This window comes from Clostridium mobile (assembly GCF_018918285.1).
GTDB classification, from domain to species: Bacteria; Bacillota; Clostridia; order Clostridiales; family Clostridiaceae; genus Clostridium_AW; species Clostridium_AW mobile.
In genome coordinates this window covers 205,180-224,606 of the sequence record NZ_JAHLQF010000003.1, presented here as the reverse complement: position 1 = coordinate 224,606, position 19,427 = coordinate 205,180, and the positions used below count along the sequence as shown (strand labels likewise).

15 protein-coding genes are annotated in these 19,427 nt (G+C 34.5%); 3 read left to right on the top strand and 12 right to left on the bottom strand.

What is annotated here, in order from left to right; all coding sequences use genetic code 11:
- Positions 1–113 precede the first annotated feature (113 nt).
- The 8 genes from KQI86_RS12790 to KQI86_RS12755 form a co-directional block, all read right to left on the bottom strand.
- Positions 114–1,928 (bottom strand): hypothetical protein, encoded by a 1,815-nt coding sequence (locus KQI86_RS12790; protein WP_216439776.1) that lies wholly within the window; start codon positions 1,926–1,928, stop codon positions 114–116.
- Positions 1,929–2,313: 385 nt separating this feature from the next.
- Positions 2,314–4,038 carry an ABC transporter ATP-binding protein gene (locus tag KQI86_RS12785; RefSeq protein WP_216439775.1) on the bottom strand — a complete coding sequence of 575 codons (1,725 nt, stop codon included), beginning with the start codon at positions 4,036–4,038 and terminating at the stop codon, positions 2,314–2,316.
- A gap of 1 nt (position 4,039) precedes the next feature.
- Complete coding sequence (locus KQI86_RS12780; RefSeq protein ID WP_216439774.1) at positions 4,040–5,794, bottom strand: ABC transporter ATP-binding protein; 1,755 nt, start codon at positions 5,792–5,794, stop codon at positions 4,040–4,042.
- 205 nt (positions 5,795–5,999) lie between these two features.
- Positions 6,000–6,980, bottom strand: a complete 981-nt coding sequence (locus KQI86_RS12775) for a helix-turn-helix domain-containing protein (protein ID WP_216439773.1) — start codon at positions 6,978–6,980, stop codon at positions 6,000–6,002.
- 190 nt (positions 6,981–7,170) lie between these two features.
- On the bottom strand, positions 7,171–7,386 hold the full coding sequence (locus KQI86_RS12770) for a heavy-metal-associated domain-containing protein (protein ID WP_216439772.1): 216 nt from the start codon (positions 7,384–7,386) through the stop codon (positions 7,171–7,173).
- Positions 7,387–7,462: 76 nt separating this feature from the next.
- The gene (locus KQI86_RS12765) at positions 7,463–9,910 is read right to left on the bottom strand and encodes a heavy metal translocating P-type ATPase (protein WP_216439771.1); all 2,448 of its coding nucleotides are present in this window, start codon (positions 9,908–9,910) and stop codon (positions 7,463–7,465) included.
- Positions 9,911–9,943: 33 nt separating this feature from the next.
- Positions 9,944–10,210 carry a metal-sensing transcriptional repressor gene (locus KQI86_RS12760; protein WP_216439770.1) on the bottom strand — a complete coding sequence of 89 codons (267 nt, stop codon included), beginning with the start codon at positions 10,208–10,210 and terminating at the stop codon, positions 9,944–9,946.
- A 374-nt stretch (positions 10,211–10,584) separates the two neighbouring features.
- Positions 10,585–10,797, bottom strand: coding sequence for a helix-turn-helix domain-containing protein (locus KQI86_RS12755; RefSeq protein WP_216439769.1), 213 nt, complete (start codon positions 10,795–10,797; stop codon positions 10,585–10,587).
- Between the two features lie 179 nt (positions 10,798–10,976).
- Between KQI86_RS12755 and KQI86_RS12750 the strand changes: the two genes are divergently transcribed.
- Together KQI86_RS12750 and KQI86_RS12745 are read left to right on the top strand one after the other, a co-directional pair.
- On the top strand, positions 10,977–11,594 hold the full coding sequence (locus KQI86_RS12750; RefSeq protein ID WP_216439768.1) for a TetR/AcrR family transcriptional regulator: 618 nt from the start codon (positions 10,977–10,979) through the stop codon (positions 11,592–11,594).
- Positions 11,594–13,933 (top strand): ABC transporter ATP-binding protein/permease, encoded by a 2,340-nt coding sequence (locus KQI86_RS12745; protein ID WP_216439767.1) that lies wholly within the window; start codon positions 11,594–11,596, stop codon positions 13,931–13,933. Before KQI86_RS12750 ends, KQI86_RS12745 begins: the two co-directional genes overlap by 1 nt.
- Positions 13,934–14,174: 241 nt before the next feature.
- Here the strand turns inward: KQI86_RS12745 and pdxR are convergent, their stop codons facing one another.
- On the bottom strand, positions 14,175–15,596 hold the full coding sequence (pdxR, locus tag KQI86_RS12740; protein WP_216439766.1) for a MocR-like pyridoxine biosynthesis transcription factor PdxR: 1,422 nt from the start codon (positions 15,594–15,596) through the stop codon (positions 14,175–14,177).
- A gap of 163 nt (positions 15,597–15,759) precedes the next feature.
- Between pdxR and KQI86_RS12735 the strand changes: the two genes are divergently transcribed.
- Positions 15,760–16,245: a pyridoxamine 5'-phosphate oxidase family protein gene (locus KQI86_RS12735; RefSeq protein ID WP_216439765.1), complete on the top strand. Its 486-nt coding sequence runs from the start codon at positions 15,760–15,762 to the stop codon at positions 16,243–16,245.
- Positions 16,246–16,488: 243 nt separating this feature from the next.
- On the opposite strand, the gene KQI86_RS12730 is transcribed toward KQI86_RS12735, so the two are convergent.
- From KQI86_RS12730 to KQI86_RS12720, 3 genes are all read right to left on the bottom strand, one after another.
- Positions 16,489–16,791, bottom strand: a complete 303-nt coding sequence (locus KQI86_RS12730; RefSeq protein ID WP_216439764.1) for a zf-HC2 domain-containing protein — start codon at positions 16,789–16,791, stop codon at positions 16,489–16,491.
- Entirely contained in the window at positions 16,788–17,264 is a 477-nt protein-coding gene (locus tag KQI86_RS12725) for an RNA polymerase sigma factor (protein ID WP_216439763.1), read from the bottom strand. The genes KQI86_RS12730 and KQI86_RS12725 overlap by 4 nt, the downstream gene beginning before the upstream one ends.
- Positions 17,265–17,680: 416 nt before the next feature.
- A complete protein-coding gene (locus KQI86_RS12720) occupies positions 17,681–19,426 on the bottom strand; it encodes an ABC transporter ATP-binding protein (protein ID WP_216439762.1) in 1,746 nt (581 codons plus the stop codon).
- Position 19,427 lies beyond the last annotated feature (1 nt).

The following is a 19,427-nucleotide window of genomic DNA, read 5'->3' as shown; positions in this document are numbered from 1 at the left end:
AGAGGTAACTAGACCTCTGTCACTGGTTTCAAATTAATTGATTTAAATAATATTATCTTAATATTTGGATATTTATCTATTTTTGAAGTTACAATGTTATAAATATTCTATTATTAAAAGCTTATTATATTTAATGCTCTAGTAAGTGCAACAGCACTCGCAATATTAATTCCTGTAACTCTAATACGAACCTCGAAAACGTGTGAACCTGGTGAAGGAGTACTTATCCAGGTTAGATTAGGAACTTCTCCTAAAACACGCGTAGTTAATGGAACATTGTCTTGAGCCTTCTCAACGGTTACTTCAGCAATAGAAACTCCATCTTGATATAGATTATACGTGATTGTATATTGATAAGGAGTAAGGGTGCCTGTTGTTATTTCTACTTCTGCCATTGAATCAATTTTTAACCTCTGTGCGGCAACAGTAGTCACTGGAAGAGATAGTACAGATACTTGAGTCGCAAGAGGAAGATTTATTGAACTACTTAATTGTGTTGAAGATAGTGAACTTCCTGCACCAGTGGCACCTGTAGCTCCTGTTGCTCCTGTAGCACCTGTTGCTCCTGTTGCTCCTGTTGCCCCTGTTGCTCCTGTTGCTCCTGTTGCTCCTGTTGCCCCTGTAGCCCCTGTAGCACCTGTAGCACCTGTAGCTCCTGTAGCTCCTGTAGCACCTGTAGCACCTGTAGCTCCTGTAGCTCCTGTAGCTCCTGTTGCACCTGTTGCTCCTGTTGCTCCTGTTGCACCTGTTGGGCCGGTTGCTCCTACGCCTGTCGCGCCTGTTGGACCGGTTGGACCTGTTGGGCCTGTCACTCCTACGCCTGTTGCACCGGTTGACCCTGTTGCACCGGTTGCCCCTGTTACTCCTGTTGCCCCTGTAGCTCCTGTTGCTCCTGTTGCTCCTGTAGCTCCTGTTGCTCCTGTAGCTCCTGTTGCTCCTGTAGCTCCTGTTGCTCCTGTAGCTCCTGTTGCACCTGTAGCTCCTGTTGCCCCTGTTGCCCCTGTAGCACCTGTAGCTCCTGTTGCTCCTGTTGCTCCTGTAGCCCCTGTTGCCCCTGTTGCTCCTGTTGCTCCTGTAGCTCCTGTTGCTCCTGTTGCACCGGTTGCCCCTGTTGCTCCTGTAGCTCCTGTTGCTCCTGTTGCTCCTGTTGCTCCTGTTGCCCCTGTAGCTCCTGTAGCTCCTGTTGCACCTGTTGCTCCTGTTGCTCCTGTTGCTCCTGTTGCTCCTGTTGCTCCTGTAGCTCCTGTTGAACCGGTTGCCCCTGTTGCTCCTGTTGGGCCTGTCGGGCCTGTTGGACCTGTTGGGCCTGTCGGGCCTGTTGGACCTGTTGGGCCTGTCGGGCCTGTTGGACCTGTTGGGCCTGTTGGGCCTGTTGGGCCTGTCGGGCCTGTTGCCCCTGTTGCTCCGGTTGGACCTGTTGGGCCTGTCGGGCCTGTCGGGCCTGTTGGACCTGTTGGGCCTGTCGGGCCTGTTGGACCTGTTGGGCCTGTTGGGCCTGTTGGGCCTGTTGGGCCTGTCGGGCCTGTTGCCCCTGTTGCTCCGGTTGGACCTGTTGGGCCTGTCGGGCCTGTCGGGCCTGTTGGACCTGTTGGGCCTGTTGGACCTGTTGGACCTGTTGGGCCTGTCGGGCCTGTTGCCCCTGTTGCTCCGGTTGGACCTGTTGGGCCTGTCGGGCCTGTTGGACCTGTTGGGCCTGTCGGGCCTGTTGGACCTGTTGGGCCTGTTGGGCCTGTTGGGCCTGTTGCTCCTCTTGCACCTGTTGCACCTGTTGCACCTGTTGCTCCTGTCGGACCGGTTGGACCTGTTGGACCCGTTGGGCCGGTTACTCCTCTTGGTTTATCCCAAATCACACCTGAATTATCATCCAAAGTAATATAATTATTCTCTTTTAAATCACGATTGTCTCCATCAGAAGAATATTTTAACATATCTAACAATCTCCTCCTTGAAATTACAAATATAGTGATTTATCTCACTTTACAGCGATTTATCTCACCTATCATACTATATGCTTTTGTTAATGGAAAAGCGTGTCATAAAATGTCAGAGAAAGAGTTCTAAAATTTCATTTATTTAACATAAAGAGCCTTGATAAATTCAAGCTTATCCACTGTTTTCAATGAAGTTTCACTTTAAAAGCCCTTCTTCTATAATGTTTTATTATAAAAAAGCTCCTAAAATCATTAAAAATATTGTTTTATTTAAATTATCCAATCTACACAACAATTTTTTGAAACAAACTTTTACTATATGTGCAGACAACATTCGCTTTTCAAAAGTAATCTACTTAAGACCTATTATTTAAAATATAAATTATATTGCCCAGCTTTTAGCTTTTTCCATCTCATTATACATATTGTAATATCTCTTTTTATTTTCCATCAATTTTCCATGATCGCCTTTTTCCTCTATAGTTCCTTCATTCAATACTATTATTTGATCTGCATCTTTTATGGTATTTAGTCTATGAGCTATTACTATTACAGTTTTATTAGCTGTTAGTTTCTTTATGGCTTTTCTAATTTCCAACTCATTATCTGCATCAAGAGAAGCAGTAGCTTCATCTAACAGTATTATAGGAGCATCTTTTAGTATTGCTCTTGCTATGGATATTCTTTGTTTTTCTCCTCCTGATAGAGTTGATCCACCTTCCCCTACTATAGTGTCATATTTATTTTCTAGATTTTCTATAAACTCATGACAATTTGCAATCTTTGCTGCCTTTATTACCTCTTCTTTTGTAGCTTTTGGATTTCCTAACTTTATATTGTTACATATACTATTATTTAAAAGATATACATCTTGGAATACCATACTTATATGCTTTAATAAAGAATCTGGTTTTATATCTTTTATATCTTGTCCTCCAATTGTTATTGCTCCAGAATTTATATCCCAAAACCTAGCTATAAGACTTGTAACTGTAGTTTTCCCTGATCCAGAAGGCCCAACTAAGGCTGTCATGGTTCCTTCTCTTGCCTTAAAGCTTAAATCATTTATAGTATTTTCTCCTTCTTCATATTTAAAACTCACATTTTTAAACTCAATATCATAATTTTTAAAGTTTGCTTCTTCATATTTATAACTCATTTCTGGATGATTGTAAGTTTTTATTAATTTTTGTGATGCAAGTTTTAAATATCTGAATACTCCATATTGAACACCAAAAGCTCTTAAAATATTTGTAAGGGCTAGATTTATTATAATAAATGTTAAAAAGGCTTTTTTGTCAATGTCCCCTAATCCAAATTTAGTTGTAGCTATAAGTAATAATACAGGAAAGCTTATATCAACTATTATCTTAAATATAAGTACATAAGGTACGATAGATATTTCTGTTCTTATACTTTCCCTTCTTAAATCTCTAAATGATTTTTCCAATCTTTCAAACTTATCTCCAACTAAATTATGGGCTCTAAACAGCTGTATACCGCTAAGATATTCAACCATTCTTGATATAACTTCATTCATAACTTCCTTCTTTTGTTTACCTATTTTAGTAACCCTTTTTCCTCCCATTAAAATAATAGGCATAGCTATAAGTACAAAGATAAGTTGAATAATAGCTAATTGAGCATCAATAAAAAATGTTATTATAAGAAAATAAATACTAAGAACTAATGTTTTTATCAAGTCACTAGTGCTATGAGTTATGATTTTTTCAAACTCTTGTAAGTCATTAGTCATTATATTAGTCAAGCTTCCTATGCTATTTTTATTAAAAAATCCTAAATTTATATTTTTAATATGATCTCCTAAGGATATACGCATACTTTCAATACCCCTTGCCCCTTGGGCCTGTATTCCTGTATATCCTATGGCATTAACTATAGCTCTAAATATAAAAGCTATTATCATTGCTATAGTATAATTCTTAACTTTAGCAAAACTCAATTGGGAATTAATTAAATCTATCAATACAAAATACAACATTGAATAAATAAACATATTAAATAAACTATCTATAGTTAACAAAATTATAGGTTTTTTAAGTTTTTTGCTGTGATCACCTAATAATATCCTTATATCCCCTAGCATATTACATCCCCCCTGCTGCTTCTTTGATTTCTGTAATTTCATAATCATACATATCCCAAAGATGCCTGTATAATCCTTTTTTCTTCATAAGGTAATTATGAGTTCCTTGTTCTATAATTTTTCCTTCCTCTAAAACTACAATTTTATCTGCATTTTTTATTGTATACAGTCTATGGGCTATGATTATAGCAGTTTTTCCCTTTAACAGATTTCTAAGTGCTTCCTGTATCTTACTTTCATTTTCTATATCTGAATAAGACGTAACTTCATCTAAAACTACAATAGGGCTGTCCTTTAATATAGCTCTTGCAATAGAAATTCTTTGCTTTTCCCCTCCACTAAGTTTAATTCCATTTTCTCCAAGAGATGTTTCATAACCGTCTGGTAGACTCATTATAAAATCATGAATTTGTGCTTTTTTACTAGCTTCCATAACCTGATCCATGGTTTTATTAAAACCCATTTTAATATTTTCTAATATGCTGTCTTGAAGCATAAATACATTTTGAAATACAAAAGATACTTTATCCATAAGTTCTTCCATTTTAATATCTCTTACATCTATATCATCAATAGTAATACTACCTTCTTGCACATCCCAGAACCTTCCTACTAATTGGCCTAATGTAGTTTTTCCTGAACCTGAAGGTCCTACTAAAGCAACTATACTTTTAGGTTCTATAGTTAAGGATAGATTCTTTATAACTTCCTCTTTATCATATTTAAATGTAACCTTATTAAACTCTATTTTTCCCTTAGTATCTTTCTTTAAGCTCCTCTTTCCTTCTACTTGTGGCTCTTTTTCAAGAATTTCTCTTACTTTTCCAGCTCCTTCTAATAGCATTGAAAAAGTTCCTCCAAATTCTAATAGTTGCTTAAAAGAAGTAAGGAAATTTGCACTTAAAATTAAAAATATTATATAAGTAGAAGCATTTATACTTCCATTTAAAAACATTATTCCTCCAATAGGAATTATAAATAAAAGTCCTGAATCTATAAGAACTAAAAATACACCGTAAAGAGGGGCAGTTTTCATAGTTAGATCAATCCAATAATCTGCATATTCTTCTGTGATATCCTTATAGTTCTTAAAGGATTTTGCAGATAAATTAAAGGCTTTCATTACATTCATTCCATTTATATATTGAATAATAGTGGAATTAAGTCTTTGAACTAATTCATGATAATGAACCGTCATCTCTTTCATACCTTTAAACATGCCTATTTGAGTTAAAAAACCTAAAATAATAGGAATAAATAAAACTAAAGCCAATTTCCAATTTAAATATAAAAGATAAAATATAATTACAATAGGTGTTACAACAGCTGCAGATAAATCTGGAATTTGATGTGCTATAAAATTTTCTAGTTTTTCTATATCTTCATTTATTGTTTTTTTAATATCTCCTATGGTACTTCCTGTAAAAAATCCCATGTTAAGCTTTGATATGTGGTTTATTGCCTTCATTCTAAGTTCATAAAGTATTGTATAGGCCGCTATGTGTGAGAACACTCCTGACAATAAAAATATAACCATTCTAAGAACTACAATGATTCCTACAATTATAGCCATAGATTTAATTCTTTGATAATTTACTGCATCATTAAAAAGCTCTAGTACTATATTGTACATAAGTATATATGGTACTATACCAAGCAATGAGCTTATTATACTAAATAAAGCAGACACATATAATTTAAACTTTTCTTTACCAGATGCCTCTAAAAGAAACTTTAAATTTGATTTTTCTTTCATAATGTTTCCCCTCTCTATAACATATTAAAATTTATTAAATATCTCTTTAACAAAAGTATAATTGATAATCATTCTCAATATCCACTCCAAAAAAAATAAAAAATGCTCCAAAAACAAAAATCAAACATATGATTTTTATTAAACTTGAAACATTTTTAATATATTACCTAAAGGAATGCTTGGACTAAGTATCTAACTTTTTTATTCATAATTTTCTGTACTTCAATGGGGTTATATTATTATAGCGTTTAAATAGATTTGCAAATTTACTTGGATTTTCATATCCTATTTCATTTGCAATTTCTATGATTGACAGCTCTGTATTTTTCAATAAATATTTTGCTTTTTCCATTTTTGATTTTTGTATATATTCATAAACAGTATATCCTGTATCATTTTTAAATCCTTCTTGCAATTTATATACGCTTATGTTTAATCTACTAGCCAATTCTTTAACGGAGGGTGAGTTTTGAAGATTTTTACTAATTATGTCCTTAGCCATAATTATGATCTCTGATTCTTGTTCCTTATGAGTTCTTAAAGACCTCTCATTATATTTTTCTTTAAGAACAGTAGTTAAGAACTCTATTGTTTTTAACTTAAAATTCATATAATCCACTACATTATGGGTTGAAATAGAATCTATCTGCTCTGCTATTTTCTTTATATCATAGCTAGCTTTTTCAATTATTAATATATTTTCTTTAAATATATTGTTCATATTCTTTTGCCAATCTATTATTGCTCTATCCTCCCATATTGGATTTATAGTATCTTTAATAGTATTAAAATTCATTTGAATAGATATAGTTTTGCACTTATTGTATTTTAAATTAAAATGCTCCACATCATTTAATGATTTATAAATAAACATATTTCCTGCTTCTAATATATATTTCTTATTATCAGGCATTGAAAAAATTTCTATATCTCCATTATAGCAATATCCTAGTTCTAAAATATCATCATCAAATTCCCTATTATCAAATTCCATCTCCATTTTATAAGCAATGTTAGCTTTCGATATTTCTAATCCGTCTTCTATTCTCATTCTCGAAAAATTTCCTACACCAAATTGTTTTCCTATAATATATTTTTTCCCTAATAATTCATCTGAAATTTTACAACAATATTTATCTTCAATATGTCTATAGTATATATCTATCGCATCTTTTTTACCTCTCAAAACTACCACCTCCTACACTTAGAACATATAATGTATATAATCTACATCTTAATTATAACTTTAACAAATTATTTTATAAATGCAAATGATTATCAGTTATAATTTATTTTAATCATAACTGATGTATACTGTGCTTAAAGCGTAAAAAAAGAGCTTTGGCAAACTTAATTACCAAAGCTCCTCTATTTACTTATAATATCTCTATTCCAACTACATTATACTTTTCAGTGTCAAAAGCTAATTTTATAGCCTCTTCGCTTACCTCAGCGCTTGTCTCAACTATAACATATTTATCAACTAAGTTTACATCAACACTAGTTATACCATCTACACTAGTTAGTGCTTCCTTTACATGCTTAGCACAATTTTCACACTTCATACCTTCAACCAATATTTTCTTTCTCATTGTATTTTCTCCTTTCAAATATAATTTTTTTAATCTCATGCTACCTACAAATTATTTATTAACTATTTTTAGCCCATTATCTAACTGGCTTAAATTTCTTTAATCTTAAAGCATTCATTAATACTGATACTGAACTAAGGCTCATTGCTGCTCCTGCTATCATAGGATTTAATAGTGGTCCTCCAAAGATATGAAGAACTCCCATAGCTACTGGTATTCCTAGTGTATTGTATCCAAATGCCCAGAATAGATTTTCTTTAATATTTTTTATAGTCTTTTTACTTAACTGTATAGCTGTAGGAACATCCATTAAGTCACTTCTCATAAGAACTATGTCCGCTGATTCCATAGCAACATCTGTTCCTGAACCTATAGCTATACCGATATCTGCCTGTGCTAGAGCTGGAGCATCATTTATTCCATCACCAACCATAGCGACCTTCTTTCCTTCAGCTTGAAGTTTTTTAACTTCATTTGCTTTATCCTGTGGTAATACTTCCGCTAGTATTCTATCGATTCCAACCTGCTTAGCTATAGCTTCAGCAGTTCTCTTGTTATCACCAGTGATCATTGCTACTTCGATTCCCATCTCATGAAGCTTTTCTATTGCTCTCTTACTATTTTCTTTAACAGTATCAGCAACAGCTATAATACCAGCCATCTTGTTATCTATTGCTATATACATTGGAGTTTTTCCTTCTCCAGCTAACTTATCAGAAGTTTTCTCTAAATTCTCTAAAGAGATATTGCTTTCTACCATAAGTTTTCTGTTTCCAAGTAGAATATCTTTTCCATCTATTTTAACTTCGATTCCATGACCTGGAATAGCCTTAAAGAAATCAAGTTTCTTAAATTCTAAACCTTCTTCCTCAGCGCCTTTTACAATTGCTTCACCAAGTGGATGCTCTGATCCTTTTTCAGCTGATGCAGCTAATTGTAGTAAATCATTTTTGGTTATACCATCTGCAAAAACTACATCTGTAACCTTTGGTTTACCTTCTGTAATAGTACCTGTTTTATCAAATACTATAGTCTTTATTTTGTGGGCTGTTTCTAGTGCCACACCACTTTTAATTAAGACACCATTTTCTGCCCCTTTACCTGTACCAACCATTATAGCTGTTGGTGTTGCTAAACCTAGGGCACAAGGACAAGCAATAACTAGTACGGAGATAAATATTGTAAGTGCGAATATTTCTGATTCTCCACCAATAAAGTACCACGCTAAACCTGAAACAACTGCTAAAACAATAACTATTGGAACAAAGTAACCTGAAATAACATCTGCAAGTTTTGCAATTGGTGCTTTAGATCCCTGAGCATCCTCTACAAGTTTTATAATTTGTGCTAAAGCTGTATCTTTACCAACTTTAGTAGCTTTGTATTTTATAGTACCGTTTTTATTTATACTTGCACCAATAATTTTATCACCAATATTTTTTTCTACTGGAATACTTTCACCTGTTAACATTGATTCATCTACAGAAGTAGTACCCTCTACCACTTCTCCATCTACTGGCATCTTTTCTCCTGGCTTAACTATTATTACATCGCCAACTTCTACTTCTTCAATAGTAATTTCTACTTCTTTTCCATTTCTTATAACCATAGCTGTTTTAGGAGCAAGTCCCATAAGTTTCTTTATAGCTTCAGAAGTCTTACCTCTAGAAACTGCCTCTAAATATTTACCAAGAGTTATTAATGCAATAATTACAGCTGCTGACTCAAAGTATAAGTCATGAGTATACTCATGGTGACCACCAAAAATTTTAACTGTAGCAAATATACCATAAAGGAATGCTGCGGATGTACCTATTGCAATAAGTGAATCCATATTTGGATTTCTCTTAAACAATGCCTTAAATCCAACTGTATAAAATCTACTTCCACAAATTATTACAGGTATTGTAAGTAATAATTGTGTTACAGCGAATGCCATTGGGTTGATAGTTGGGTTAATAAAGTCTGGAAGAGGAAGCCCTACCATATGTCCCATAGATACATAAAGCAGAGGCACTGTAAATATTGCAGATATAATAAACTTCTTCCATAAAAGTTGTATTTCCTTTTCTTTTCTCTCTTTATCTGTATCTACTGTAGTTTCTTCTTCTATTGCTTTATAACCTGCTTTTTCTATTGCTTTCTTTATATCTGAAACCTTTGTCTTTGAAGGCTCATAGCTTATATTTAATTTCTCAGTGGCATAATTAACATTTGCTTCTGTAACCCCACTAACCTTTCTAGTGGCTCTTTCTACTGCTTTTGCACAAGATGCACAAGTCATTCCCTCTATTTTCAATATTTTGTTTGTAGTATCAGTAATAGCTTTATATCCTGCTTTATTAACAGTTTCTTGAATATCTTTTACAGAAACTTTTGTTTCATCAAAGCTTATATTTAGCTTTTCTGTAGCATAATTAACATTTGCTTCTGTAACTCCACCAAGCTTTCTAGTGGCTCTTTCTACTGCCTTTGCACAAGATGCACAGGTCATTCCTTCTATTTTTAATACCTGGTTTGCCATAAATTTCCCTCCTTAATTTATTAATTTAATATTTTATTTATCGATTACTTTTGATAAAAGCTCTATAATTTCATCTGTTTTCTGACTTCCATTATCATGCTGAAAAGCCTCTATAACACAGTGGTTCATATGCTGTTTTAGAACCAACAGATTAGCCTTCTTTAAAAGCGATTGTGCAGCAATAATTTGATTTGATACATCTACACAATATCTCTCCTCTTCTATCATTCTAATAATAGCTTTAATTTGACCCTTTGATATTTTTAAAGCTTGTAAAGCTTGTTTTTGCTCCCCATTCACCTCTTCACCTCCCTACCCCCCCCTGTAGGGGGTGTATCTTTATAGTAATACTATTCATTTAAACTGTCAAGTCTTTTTTTATAAAAAATTTCTATTAAATTTAGTTCATTTTTAATATCTATAATAAGGATTATTATTAAGTCTACCCTTTGTTCGAAAAAGTGTCATGTAGTATCAGTTCATTTCAGTTTTAAGGTGAAAAATAGACGCTCATTTCTGAACGTCTTTTATAGCATCTCCCTTAGTCATCCATCCTATTCTTTTGTGTTATTACACTCTATATCAACCAATACTAAAACATTGATATACTCTCTAATCTCTTTACTGCAATAGCTCTCACTGCTGTCTATGAGCATCACATACTTAAAAAGTGTCTAAAATCCATCCTCATAGTATTCTAAAATATCTCCCGGCTGACATCCTAATTCCTTACAGATTGAGGCTAATGTATTAAATCGTACCCCCTTGGCTTTTCCTGTTTTCAACAATGATAAATTCACTGTAGTCAACCCTACCCTTTGTGCAAGTTCATTTAATGACATTTTTCTATCAGCCATTACTCTATCCAATCTTATTATAATTTTCATACCAATCCCTCCATGACCATAATATACCATATATTAAAATAAAACAATATATATTTAAAATAAAATAGTATATATTTAAAATAAAACGATAATTTTTTTAAATATAATATTGACGCATGACAACCTGTTATATATAATTATGACAGGTTGTCATATTAGATTAGAAAGGAGTGATTAGATTGCCGACAGATACCTTCTTCAATTTACCCCTGGAAAAAAAGAATAAGATAATTGAGGCCATTAAAAAAGAATTTGCCAGAGTGCCCTTTGATAAAGTATCCATTAATAAGATTGTGCAAGATGCCAACATCTCAAGAGGCAGCTTCTACATGTATTTTGAAGATAAAAAGGACATGTTGATCTATCTTTTATCCAACTACCATGAAGAGGTTATGTCCATCATTAAAGAAAGCTTTAAACGAAATAGCGGAGATGTATTTGAAGTCTTTGCCGATATTTTAAAATTCACAGCTAACTTTGGAACAGCAAAGGAAAACATTGCTTTTTGTATGAATATCTTTTCTAATCAAACCCTTCAAAATGATATTATATTGCAATTTGCAAATCGCGGTAGAAAGAATGATTTCTTTAATTTATTTAAGGAGTACACTGATACAAAAAGCTTGAATCTACAAAGTCCAAATGATGTAGACGACATAATAGATATATTGATATCGGTGACTCAAAAAGCTACCATGGATATTTTCCTTTGCATTGGGGAAAAAGACGAAATTTTAGAAGCATATACTAATAAAATAACCATTTTAAAACGTGGAATGTTAAAGGAGAATTCATAATGCTAGCGTTAAAAAATATTAAAAAAAGCTACACAACCGGTGATTTTACACAGGTTGCCTTAAACGGAATCGATTTAAACTTCCGTGAAAATGAATTTGTCGCCATTCTCGGAGCTAGTGGTTCCGGTAAAACCACTTGTCTAAATGTTATTGGTGGACTCGATAATTATGACAGCGGTGATTTGATTATAAACGGAAAATCCACCAAAGAATTTAAGGATGTGGATTGGGATGCTTACCGTAACAACAGCGTGGGCTTCATTTTCCAAAGCTATAACCTGATAACCCATTTGAGTATCATGGATAACGTAGAAATGGGAATGACCTTAAGTGGTGTTTCTGCTGGAGATAAAAGAAAAAAAGCTCTCGAAGTGCTTGAAAGAGTTGGACTAAAAGACCATATACATAAAAAGCCTAATCAGCTTTCTGGTGGTCAAATGCAGCGTGTTGCCATTGCTAGAGCCTTAGCAAACGATCCTGATATTATTTTAGCAGATGAACCTACTGGTGCTTTGGACACCGTAACCAGTGTACAGATTATGGATTTGATTAAGGAAATCGCCAAAGATAAACTGGTTATCATGGTTACTCATAATCCTGAACTTGCTCACGACTACGCCGATAGAATTGTTGAGTTTAAAGATGGTGAAGTGGTATCTGACTCTAATCCTTTACCGGATAAAGAGGTGAATTCACAGTACAAACTTAAAAAAACTAAGATGAGCTTTCTGACGGCTTTGAAATTGTCCGGAACTAATATCAAGACCAAAAAAGGCAGAACTTTTCTTACAGCCTTTGCATCTAGTATTGGCATCATAGGAATTGCTTTAATTTTATCCCTGTCCAATGGTTTTGATAAACAAATTAAAAACTTTGAATCTGATACACTTTCTACTTTTCCTATCATGATTTCTCAGACTTCTGCAGAGATAGATCAAGAAACTCTCAAAGCTCAGCAAGGTTCAATACTAGGTACCTCTACTGATGAGAATGCCTATCCTGAAGATAAGGTGATATATCCAATTGAACCTGTAGCAGAAAAAGTGATGCATACAAATATCTTTACCGAAGAATATATTAAGTATATAGAGAATATTGATCCTAAACTGGTATCAGGAATATCCTATACAAGAATGCTCAATATAAACTTATTAAAAAAGCAAGATGACGTTGCAACTATTGTAAAGACCAATTCTATGAACTTTACCTCCTATCCAAAGTCCTTAGACAATAATGGCCCTAGCTATTTGGAACAAAACTACGATGTGATAGCTGGCTCCTATCCTACAAACAAGAACGATATCGTTCTAATTGTAGACAAGAAAAACGGTGTAGAAAAAACGATTTTACAAACCTTTGGATTGGATTCTAAAGCAGATAGCATTGCTTTTGATGATATTATTGGAAAGGAATTAAAGGTCATTCTCAATAATGATTTTTACAAAGCAAACGGCAATTTCTTTACCATTAATGGAAACCCAGCTAATTTGATTGATATGTATAATAACCCGAGAGCCATCACACTAAACGTTGTAGGTATTTTAAGAGCAAAAGAGGATGTGAAAATATCTCTCCTTCCGTCAGGTTTTTCATATTCAGATGAACTGGCAGAGTTTGTTCTTAATGATGCCGTTAATTCAGATATCGTATTAAAACAAAAAAATAGCGATTTCAACGTATTAACTGGCGAACCTCTTGATACAGCAGTTGATATATCAAATCCTACTGGTATGTCTTCAAAAGAAACAATTATGTCCGCATTAGGCGCTACCACAACCCCTTATATGATTTCAATTTATCCAACAGATTTTGATGCAAAAGAAGCCATTGTTGCTCATTTGGATGAATACAATCAGGACAAATCTGAAACTGACAAAGTTGTATATACAGATTTATCCGGTACGATTACTGAAATGTCCGGAGGTATAATGAATGCCATTACCATGGTGCTTATTGCATTCTCCGCAATCTCTCTAATTGTATCCTTCATCATGGTAGGTATTATCACATACATTTCCGTTTTGGAAAGAACTAAGGAAATTGGTGTGTTGAGAGCTTTAGGAGCTAGAAAAAAAGACATTACTCGAGTGTTTAATGCAGAGACTCTTATTATAGGTGCATGTTCCGGTATTCTTGGTATCGTCATTGCACGACTGCTAATATTCCCTATAAACTCAATTATTAAAAACGTAACGGAGTTAGAAAATGTAGCACAACTCAACCCGCTTCATGCTATAGCTTTAATTCTAATCAGCCTTGTACTTACTGTACTCGGTGGTACCATTCCCGCGAAAATGGCAGCTAAAAAAGATCCTGTTGAAGCATTAAGATCAGAATAAAATAAACAGAAAAGATCATGAAATTCATTAACTAAGAATTTCATGATCTTTTCTATCTTAATTATATTATTGAAGAAGACAATATCTTATCTAGCTCTTCATTGCAGCACCAAGAACGGGGTCGGCAGATGTAAGGTAATTTAATTCTGTACTGCCATATTCAAAATGCTTTGTTTTAACCGTTTGCATTAGTCTTCTCCATTTCTAACAGTTTTTCTTCCTAAATTTCACCATTCAATTTTCATTTTGATACTGTACCGAACCATGCGGATTGCAGCAATGCAATACCTTCTCGTATTTGTTGTTCACTCAGCAAGCTATATCCTGTAAATAACATATTTTGAGGACAAGCATTTTGGTCATTCCAGAATGGAATCATAGGATATGCTTTGACGCCGACTTTTTCTGCCTGTTTAATAAGCCAATCCTGTTCTTCACCATCTGGGAACTCCAAAACGAAATGTAACCCTGCCCCACGACCATGTAGGATTACTTTGTTGCCAAACATTTTTGTTGCTTCCTGTATAAACACATCATGCCGCCTTTTGTAGGTGAGGCACATCTTACGAATATGGCTCTCATAGTTTTCATCCCTCATATATGCGGCTAGGGCACGTTGTGTCAGCCATGATACGGGGGAATTATAGGAACGGAACAGACTACAATACATAGTGAGCATCTGTACTGGCAGCACCATATAGTTTACCCGCAGAGAAGGAGAAAGAGACTTTGAAAAAGTTCCGATGTAGATAGTACGGTCATGGGCGTCTAGGGAATGGAGCGCCGGCACGGGATTGGCATCATATCTAAGCTCACTGTCATAATCGTCCTCAATGATATATGCATCGTTAGCATTTGCCCAATTAAGTAGCTCCTTGCGCTGAGAAATCGGCATCACGGTTCCGTAAGGAAATTGATGTGAAGGTGTTACATAGGCAGCACATGCGCCAGAATGGTAAATGGATGAGATGATAAGCCCCTCTCTACTGGCTGGTAGCAAATGTAGATTATAATTATTGTTGATAAATACATCCCTTGCCCCATTATAGCCAGGCTCCTCCATAGCAATCGTGTTGTTTTCTTTAGCCAGAAGCTTGCACAAAATATCTAACGAATAGTGTAGTCCACAGCCAACGATAATTTGTTCTTCACAACAAATCATACCTCTTGATCTATGCAGGTGTTTTTTGATCTCTTGTCTTAATAATAAATCACCCTGCTTATCTGGATACTGATTAACTACCTCTTTTTGTGGTGAAAGAAGAATTTGAGAGATATATTTTCGCCATAACTTAAATGGGAATTGCTCATAAGAAAGCTCGCCGTACTGAAAATCATATGGACTTACAGGTTGATTCAGTTCCGATATTTCCATAGATGAAGAGGTTGTATCCTGTTGTACATAATTCATCTTCGTAACTTTATTTGCGGTATCCAGAACCAAAAATCCTGAGCCATGTTTTGATTGAATATATCCTTCCACAGCCAACTGAGCATAAGCCCGATTGACAGTATTTCGCGCAATACCCAATGTTTGGGCTAGTGTGCGAATACCTGGAAGCCGTTCTCCATGTACAATATTTCCTTGTTCAATATCTTCCTTGATCTTACAGTAGATTTGAAGATATATTGGATAATTTGAATTTTTTTGTATGTAAATCATAGAATTATAACCATCCTTTTACCAAAGTGTACCCTATGTTATATCATATAAGTGTGCCTTGTTATAGGTACACTTATATGATATAGTATGTTTGATTGTATATCAAGTACATATTTATCTTGAATGAGGATCAAGTTCAAACTACAAGGAGGATAATGAAATTATGCAATACAGAATGAAGAAATTTCAATTAACGTCGGAGCAGATTGACGCGCTACTTCATCGTACGGAAACCGGGAGCTTCGCTACCATTAATGAGGATGGGTATCCCTATTCCGTTGGTATGCACTTCATTTACTCTAATAACAAAATTTATTTACACGGCCTTCCAAAAGGACAAAAAATCGATAATATCAAGCGAAACTCCAAGGTATGTTTTGAGGTTAATGAATTGATTGGCCTTTTAATCGAAAGCGATGATAATCCTTGTGATACTAACGCAGAGTACAATAGTGTTGTGATTATTGGGGATGCTTCGCTGGTTGAGGATCTTAATTGCAAGCGTGAGGTACTAAATAAGATAGTTGAAAAATACACACCGCAATTTGCGGGGAAAGAACTTCCTGATAACATGATTAAGGGTACCGCTGTGATTGAGATTGATATTGTAGAGTGCACAGGAAAATATTATAAACAGAGTAAGAGGTAATCCTGTTTTATCCCATTGTCATAAAGACTAAATATTATTTTCCAATAAAAACATCCCACTTTTTCTGATTGCGGGATGTTTTTGTTAGCTTGCTTTAGAGTAGAAAAGTAAAATTCTTTATCTGTAGTACTATAATTCACCATGTTGAATTGCTTCTTAAAAAAATCACCATTTATATAGCTTGAAAGCTGTGGAATTGTGGTAAAAATGCCACCATCATTGATTATAATTCCTCCCCATCATCTAAAATGATTTAATCCTGATAAAGCAACTTAGAATCAGTACTACAATAATGGTGATTAAAATGCCTTCGCCTAATGATTTAAGCTTATCTCGACGCCATCTTCTAGAAACATTCTTCATCATTTCCATTTCATCTAAATTCTTTTTTGTTACATCAATTACCATAGACATACTTTCTAATTCCATTTTACACTTCTCACATGTCTCAATATGTTCATTTACAAGTTTTCTGCTTTCTTCACTACATATGTTGTCATAATATAAAGGTAATAAATCTCTAATAACATCGCAGGATATTTTCATTTCAATTCCTCCTTCAATTTTGTTTTTGCTCGATAAAATGTAACTCTCGCCCAACTTTCGGTTTTTCCAAATAATTCTGCTATTTGAGAGAACGGTAATTCTCCAAATATACGTAGCGTAAATACTTCTTTGTATGGTTCTTTTAAATTATGCAGGCATCGATGAATTTCTCTGGCAGTTTCTTTATTCTCAATTAAATTCTCAAATTCATATGTTTCTTCCTCTTGAATCAGTTCCTTATTTTTTTTATTCTTGCGATAATATGAGAAATATGTATTCTTAGCAATCTGGCACAACCATACAAGAGGTTTACATTGTCCATTAAACTGTTCTATACTTTTCAAAGCCTTAAAAAAAGTCTCCTGTGCTATTTCTTCTGCAATCTGTTCATCTCTGCTTATGGAAAGTAAGAATTTATATACATCATTAAAATATTTGCTATATAATTCTTTAAATTCTTTAGTATTGAGCAAGTTCTCACCCCTTTCGTATATATGACTCACAAGTTTTATGTTTGTTACAAACTTTTTTCTTAATAGTACTTATTAAAAAAGCTGCTTGCTAAGGCAAACAGCTAATATCTTCAAAATAATCAATTATTTCTAATCATGTCATCGAGAAATGCCATTTCACCGGGTATATAGCCAAGAGTTTTCTGAATTTCCGGCGCGTTGTTTGAGCAATCGAGTCCTCTAATAGTACATGTGCCACTATTTGGCTGTATAAATCCGAGTAATGCGCGAATGGTGGTAGTTTTTCAAACATCATAACCTTTTATTTATATTCTCGACCGAATCGATTAATTCAATTATACATCCATAAACCGATTGGGCCAATAAATAAATACCTTAACGAAAATGATTGTACTGACATGTTTAGATAAATATTCTTAAATGCTCCATCCTTCCGCTGTCTTTCGTATATCTAAAAACTTCTTATAAACACCCTTGTGATCTATCAACTCTTCATGAGTTCCTCTTTGCACAATACGTCCCTCGTCCACCACAAGTATCTGATCTGCATTTTCAATGGTAGCAAGGCGGTGTGCAATGATTATGATGGTTTTCCCATGTACCAATGCACTGATAGCCTTCTGTATTGCATGTTCGTTTTCCGGATCTACACTGGCAGTTGCCTCATCTAAAATAACAATTGGAGCATTTTTCAGCATTGCTCTAGCTATAGATATTCGTTGTTTTTCACCTCCAGAAAGAGTGGAGCCACCGTCGCCAATCACTGTTTCATATCCAGCAGGGAGGTTCATAATGAAGTCATGACAGCAGGCTTTTTTAGCTACCTCCACCACCTCTTCAAAGCTTGCCTCTGGTTTTCCAAATCGAATATTATTAAGCACTGTATCATGGAATAAATATACCTTTTGAAACACCATGCTGATGTTTTTGAGAAGGCTGTCACAAGTCATCTCTTTTACATTGACGCCTCCCACGGACACACTTCCTTTATCAACGTCATAAAATCTAGCAATCAAACTGCATATTGTGGATTTTCCGCTTCCCGAAGGACCAACTATTGCTGTAGTGGTATTCTCTGGTATAGTGAATGATACATTCTTTAATACATCTCGCTTTTCATAGGCAAAGGTAACATCTTCAAACTCAATATCATATTTGAATAATTCTATCTCCTTGCTGTTTTTATCAATAAATTCTGCATTTTCTATGCTATCTAATTTATCCAATGTAGCATCAATAATTTTCAATACATGAGCTGCATTATTTATGGTTTCAATATGTCCAAAGATCACAAAAGAGAATATAGCCATCATAAGCATAGTGGGGATATCCATAAATCTATTTACAGCCATTATCGCTGATGCAAGAACAATGCTCACAGATGCTGCCTTAAGTACAAATAAATGGAAGCAATTATAAGGAACATAATTCTTTTCAATTTTAATATTTATATCCTTGCTCATCTTATAGGCGTTACGAATACCTTCTATAGAGACTCCATCTTGTTTAAACGCCTTAACCACAGGCATTCCTCTGATATATTCAATAGTAGCTGCTATCATGCTATCCTGTGCCTTCTGATGCACCGGTGCATTTTCATTGCTCTTGTCATCGAGCAATTTTAAGAATAAAGCAGATAACAAGATACCTGCTACTGCAATGAGAGCAATCCACAAATTATAAAAGGCCAGACAAATCACCATTGTAAATGCACTGATATATCCGTTTACCACCACATCAATCATCTTCATCCCGTGCATTTCAATAAAGGACAAATCTGTTGTTACAGCCGAGGAAATTTCTCCAGCGTTCTTTTCGCTAAAAAACCCCAAAGATACCCTTTTTAATATGTCACCAATCCCAATTCTTTGTTCTGCCGTTACTTCATGGCCAATACTTTCTTGGGTGGATGCTCGAAGATAAGCAAACAAAAACCTGCCTGCCACAGTAAAAATCATAAATCCTAACATATAAAATACCCAATCTATTGTCAACTTGCTAGTCCCCTTCATGTCCTCTATGATGAGATTCAGTCCATATGAAGCTCCCATAATTGGCATGGCTGTAAACATAGTATTAAAGAAGGAATATATAAACCCTATATATAAGCGTTTCTTTCTGTCACCAGACCACTGAATGATTCTTTTTATTGATTTAAACATC

Bases quoted from the DNA above. Each gene is read 5' to 3' on its own strand.
- KQI86_RS12780 (WP_216439774.1), bottom strand. From the start codon at position 5,794: ATGAAAGAAAAATCAAATTTAAAGTTTCTTTTAGAGGCATCTGGTAAA.
- KQI86_RS12730 (WP_216439764.1), bottom strand. From the start codon at position 16,791: ATGAAAATATCCTGCGATGTTATTAGAGATTTATTACCTTTATATTAT.
- KQI86_RS12735 (WP_216439765.1), top strand. From the start codon at position 15,760: ATGCAATACAGAATGAAGAAATTTCAATTAACGTCGGAGCAGATTGAC.
- KQI86_RS12770 (WP_216439772.1), bottom strand. From the start codon at position 7,386: ATGAGAAAGAAAATATTGGTTGAAGGTATGAAGTGTGAAAATTGTGCT.
- KQI86_RS12765 (WP_216439771.1), bottom strand. From the start codon at position 9,910: ATGGCAAACCAGGTATTAAAAATAGAAGGAATGACCTGTGCATCTTGT.
- KQI86_RS12790 (WP_216439776.1), bottom strand. From the start codon at position 1,928: ATGTTAAAATATTCTTCTGATGGAGACAATCGTGATTTAAAAGAGAAT.
- KQI86_RS12745 (WP_216439767.1), top strand. From the start codon at position 11,594: ATGCTAGCGTTAAAAAATATTAAAAAAAGCTACACAACCGGTGATTTT.
- KQI86_RS12720 (WP_216439762.1), bottom strand. From the start codon at position 19,426: ATGTTTAAATCAATAAAAAGAATCATTCAGTGGTCTGGTGACAGAAAG.
- KQI86_RS12785 (WP_216439775.1), bottom strand. From the start codon at position 4,038: ATGCTAGGGGATATAAGGATATTATTAGGTGATCACAGCAAAAAACTT.
- pdxR (WP_216439766.1), bottom strand. From the start codon at position 15,596: ATGATTTACATACAAAAAAATTCAAATTATCCAATATATCTTCAAATC.
- KQI86_RS12755 (WP_216439769.1), bottom strand. From the start codon at position 10,797: ATGAAAATTATAATAAGATTGGATAGAGTAATGGCTGATAGAAAAATG.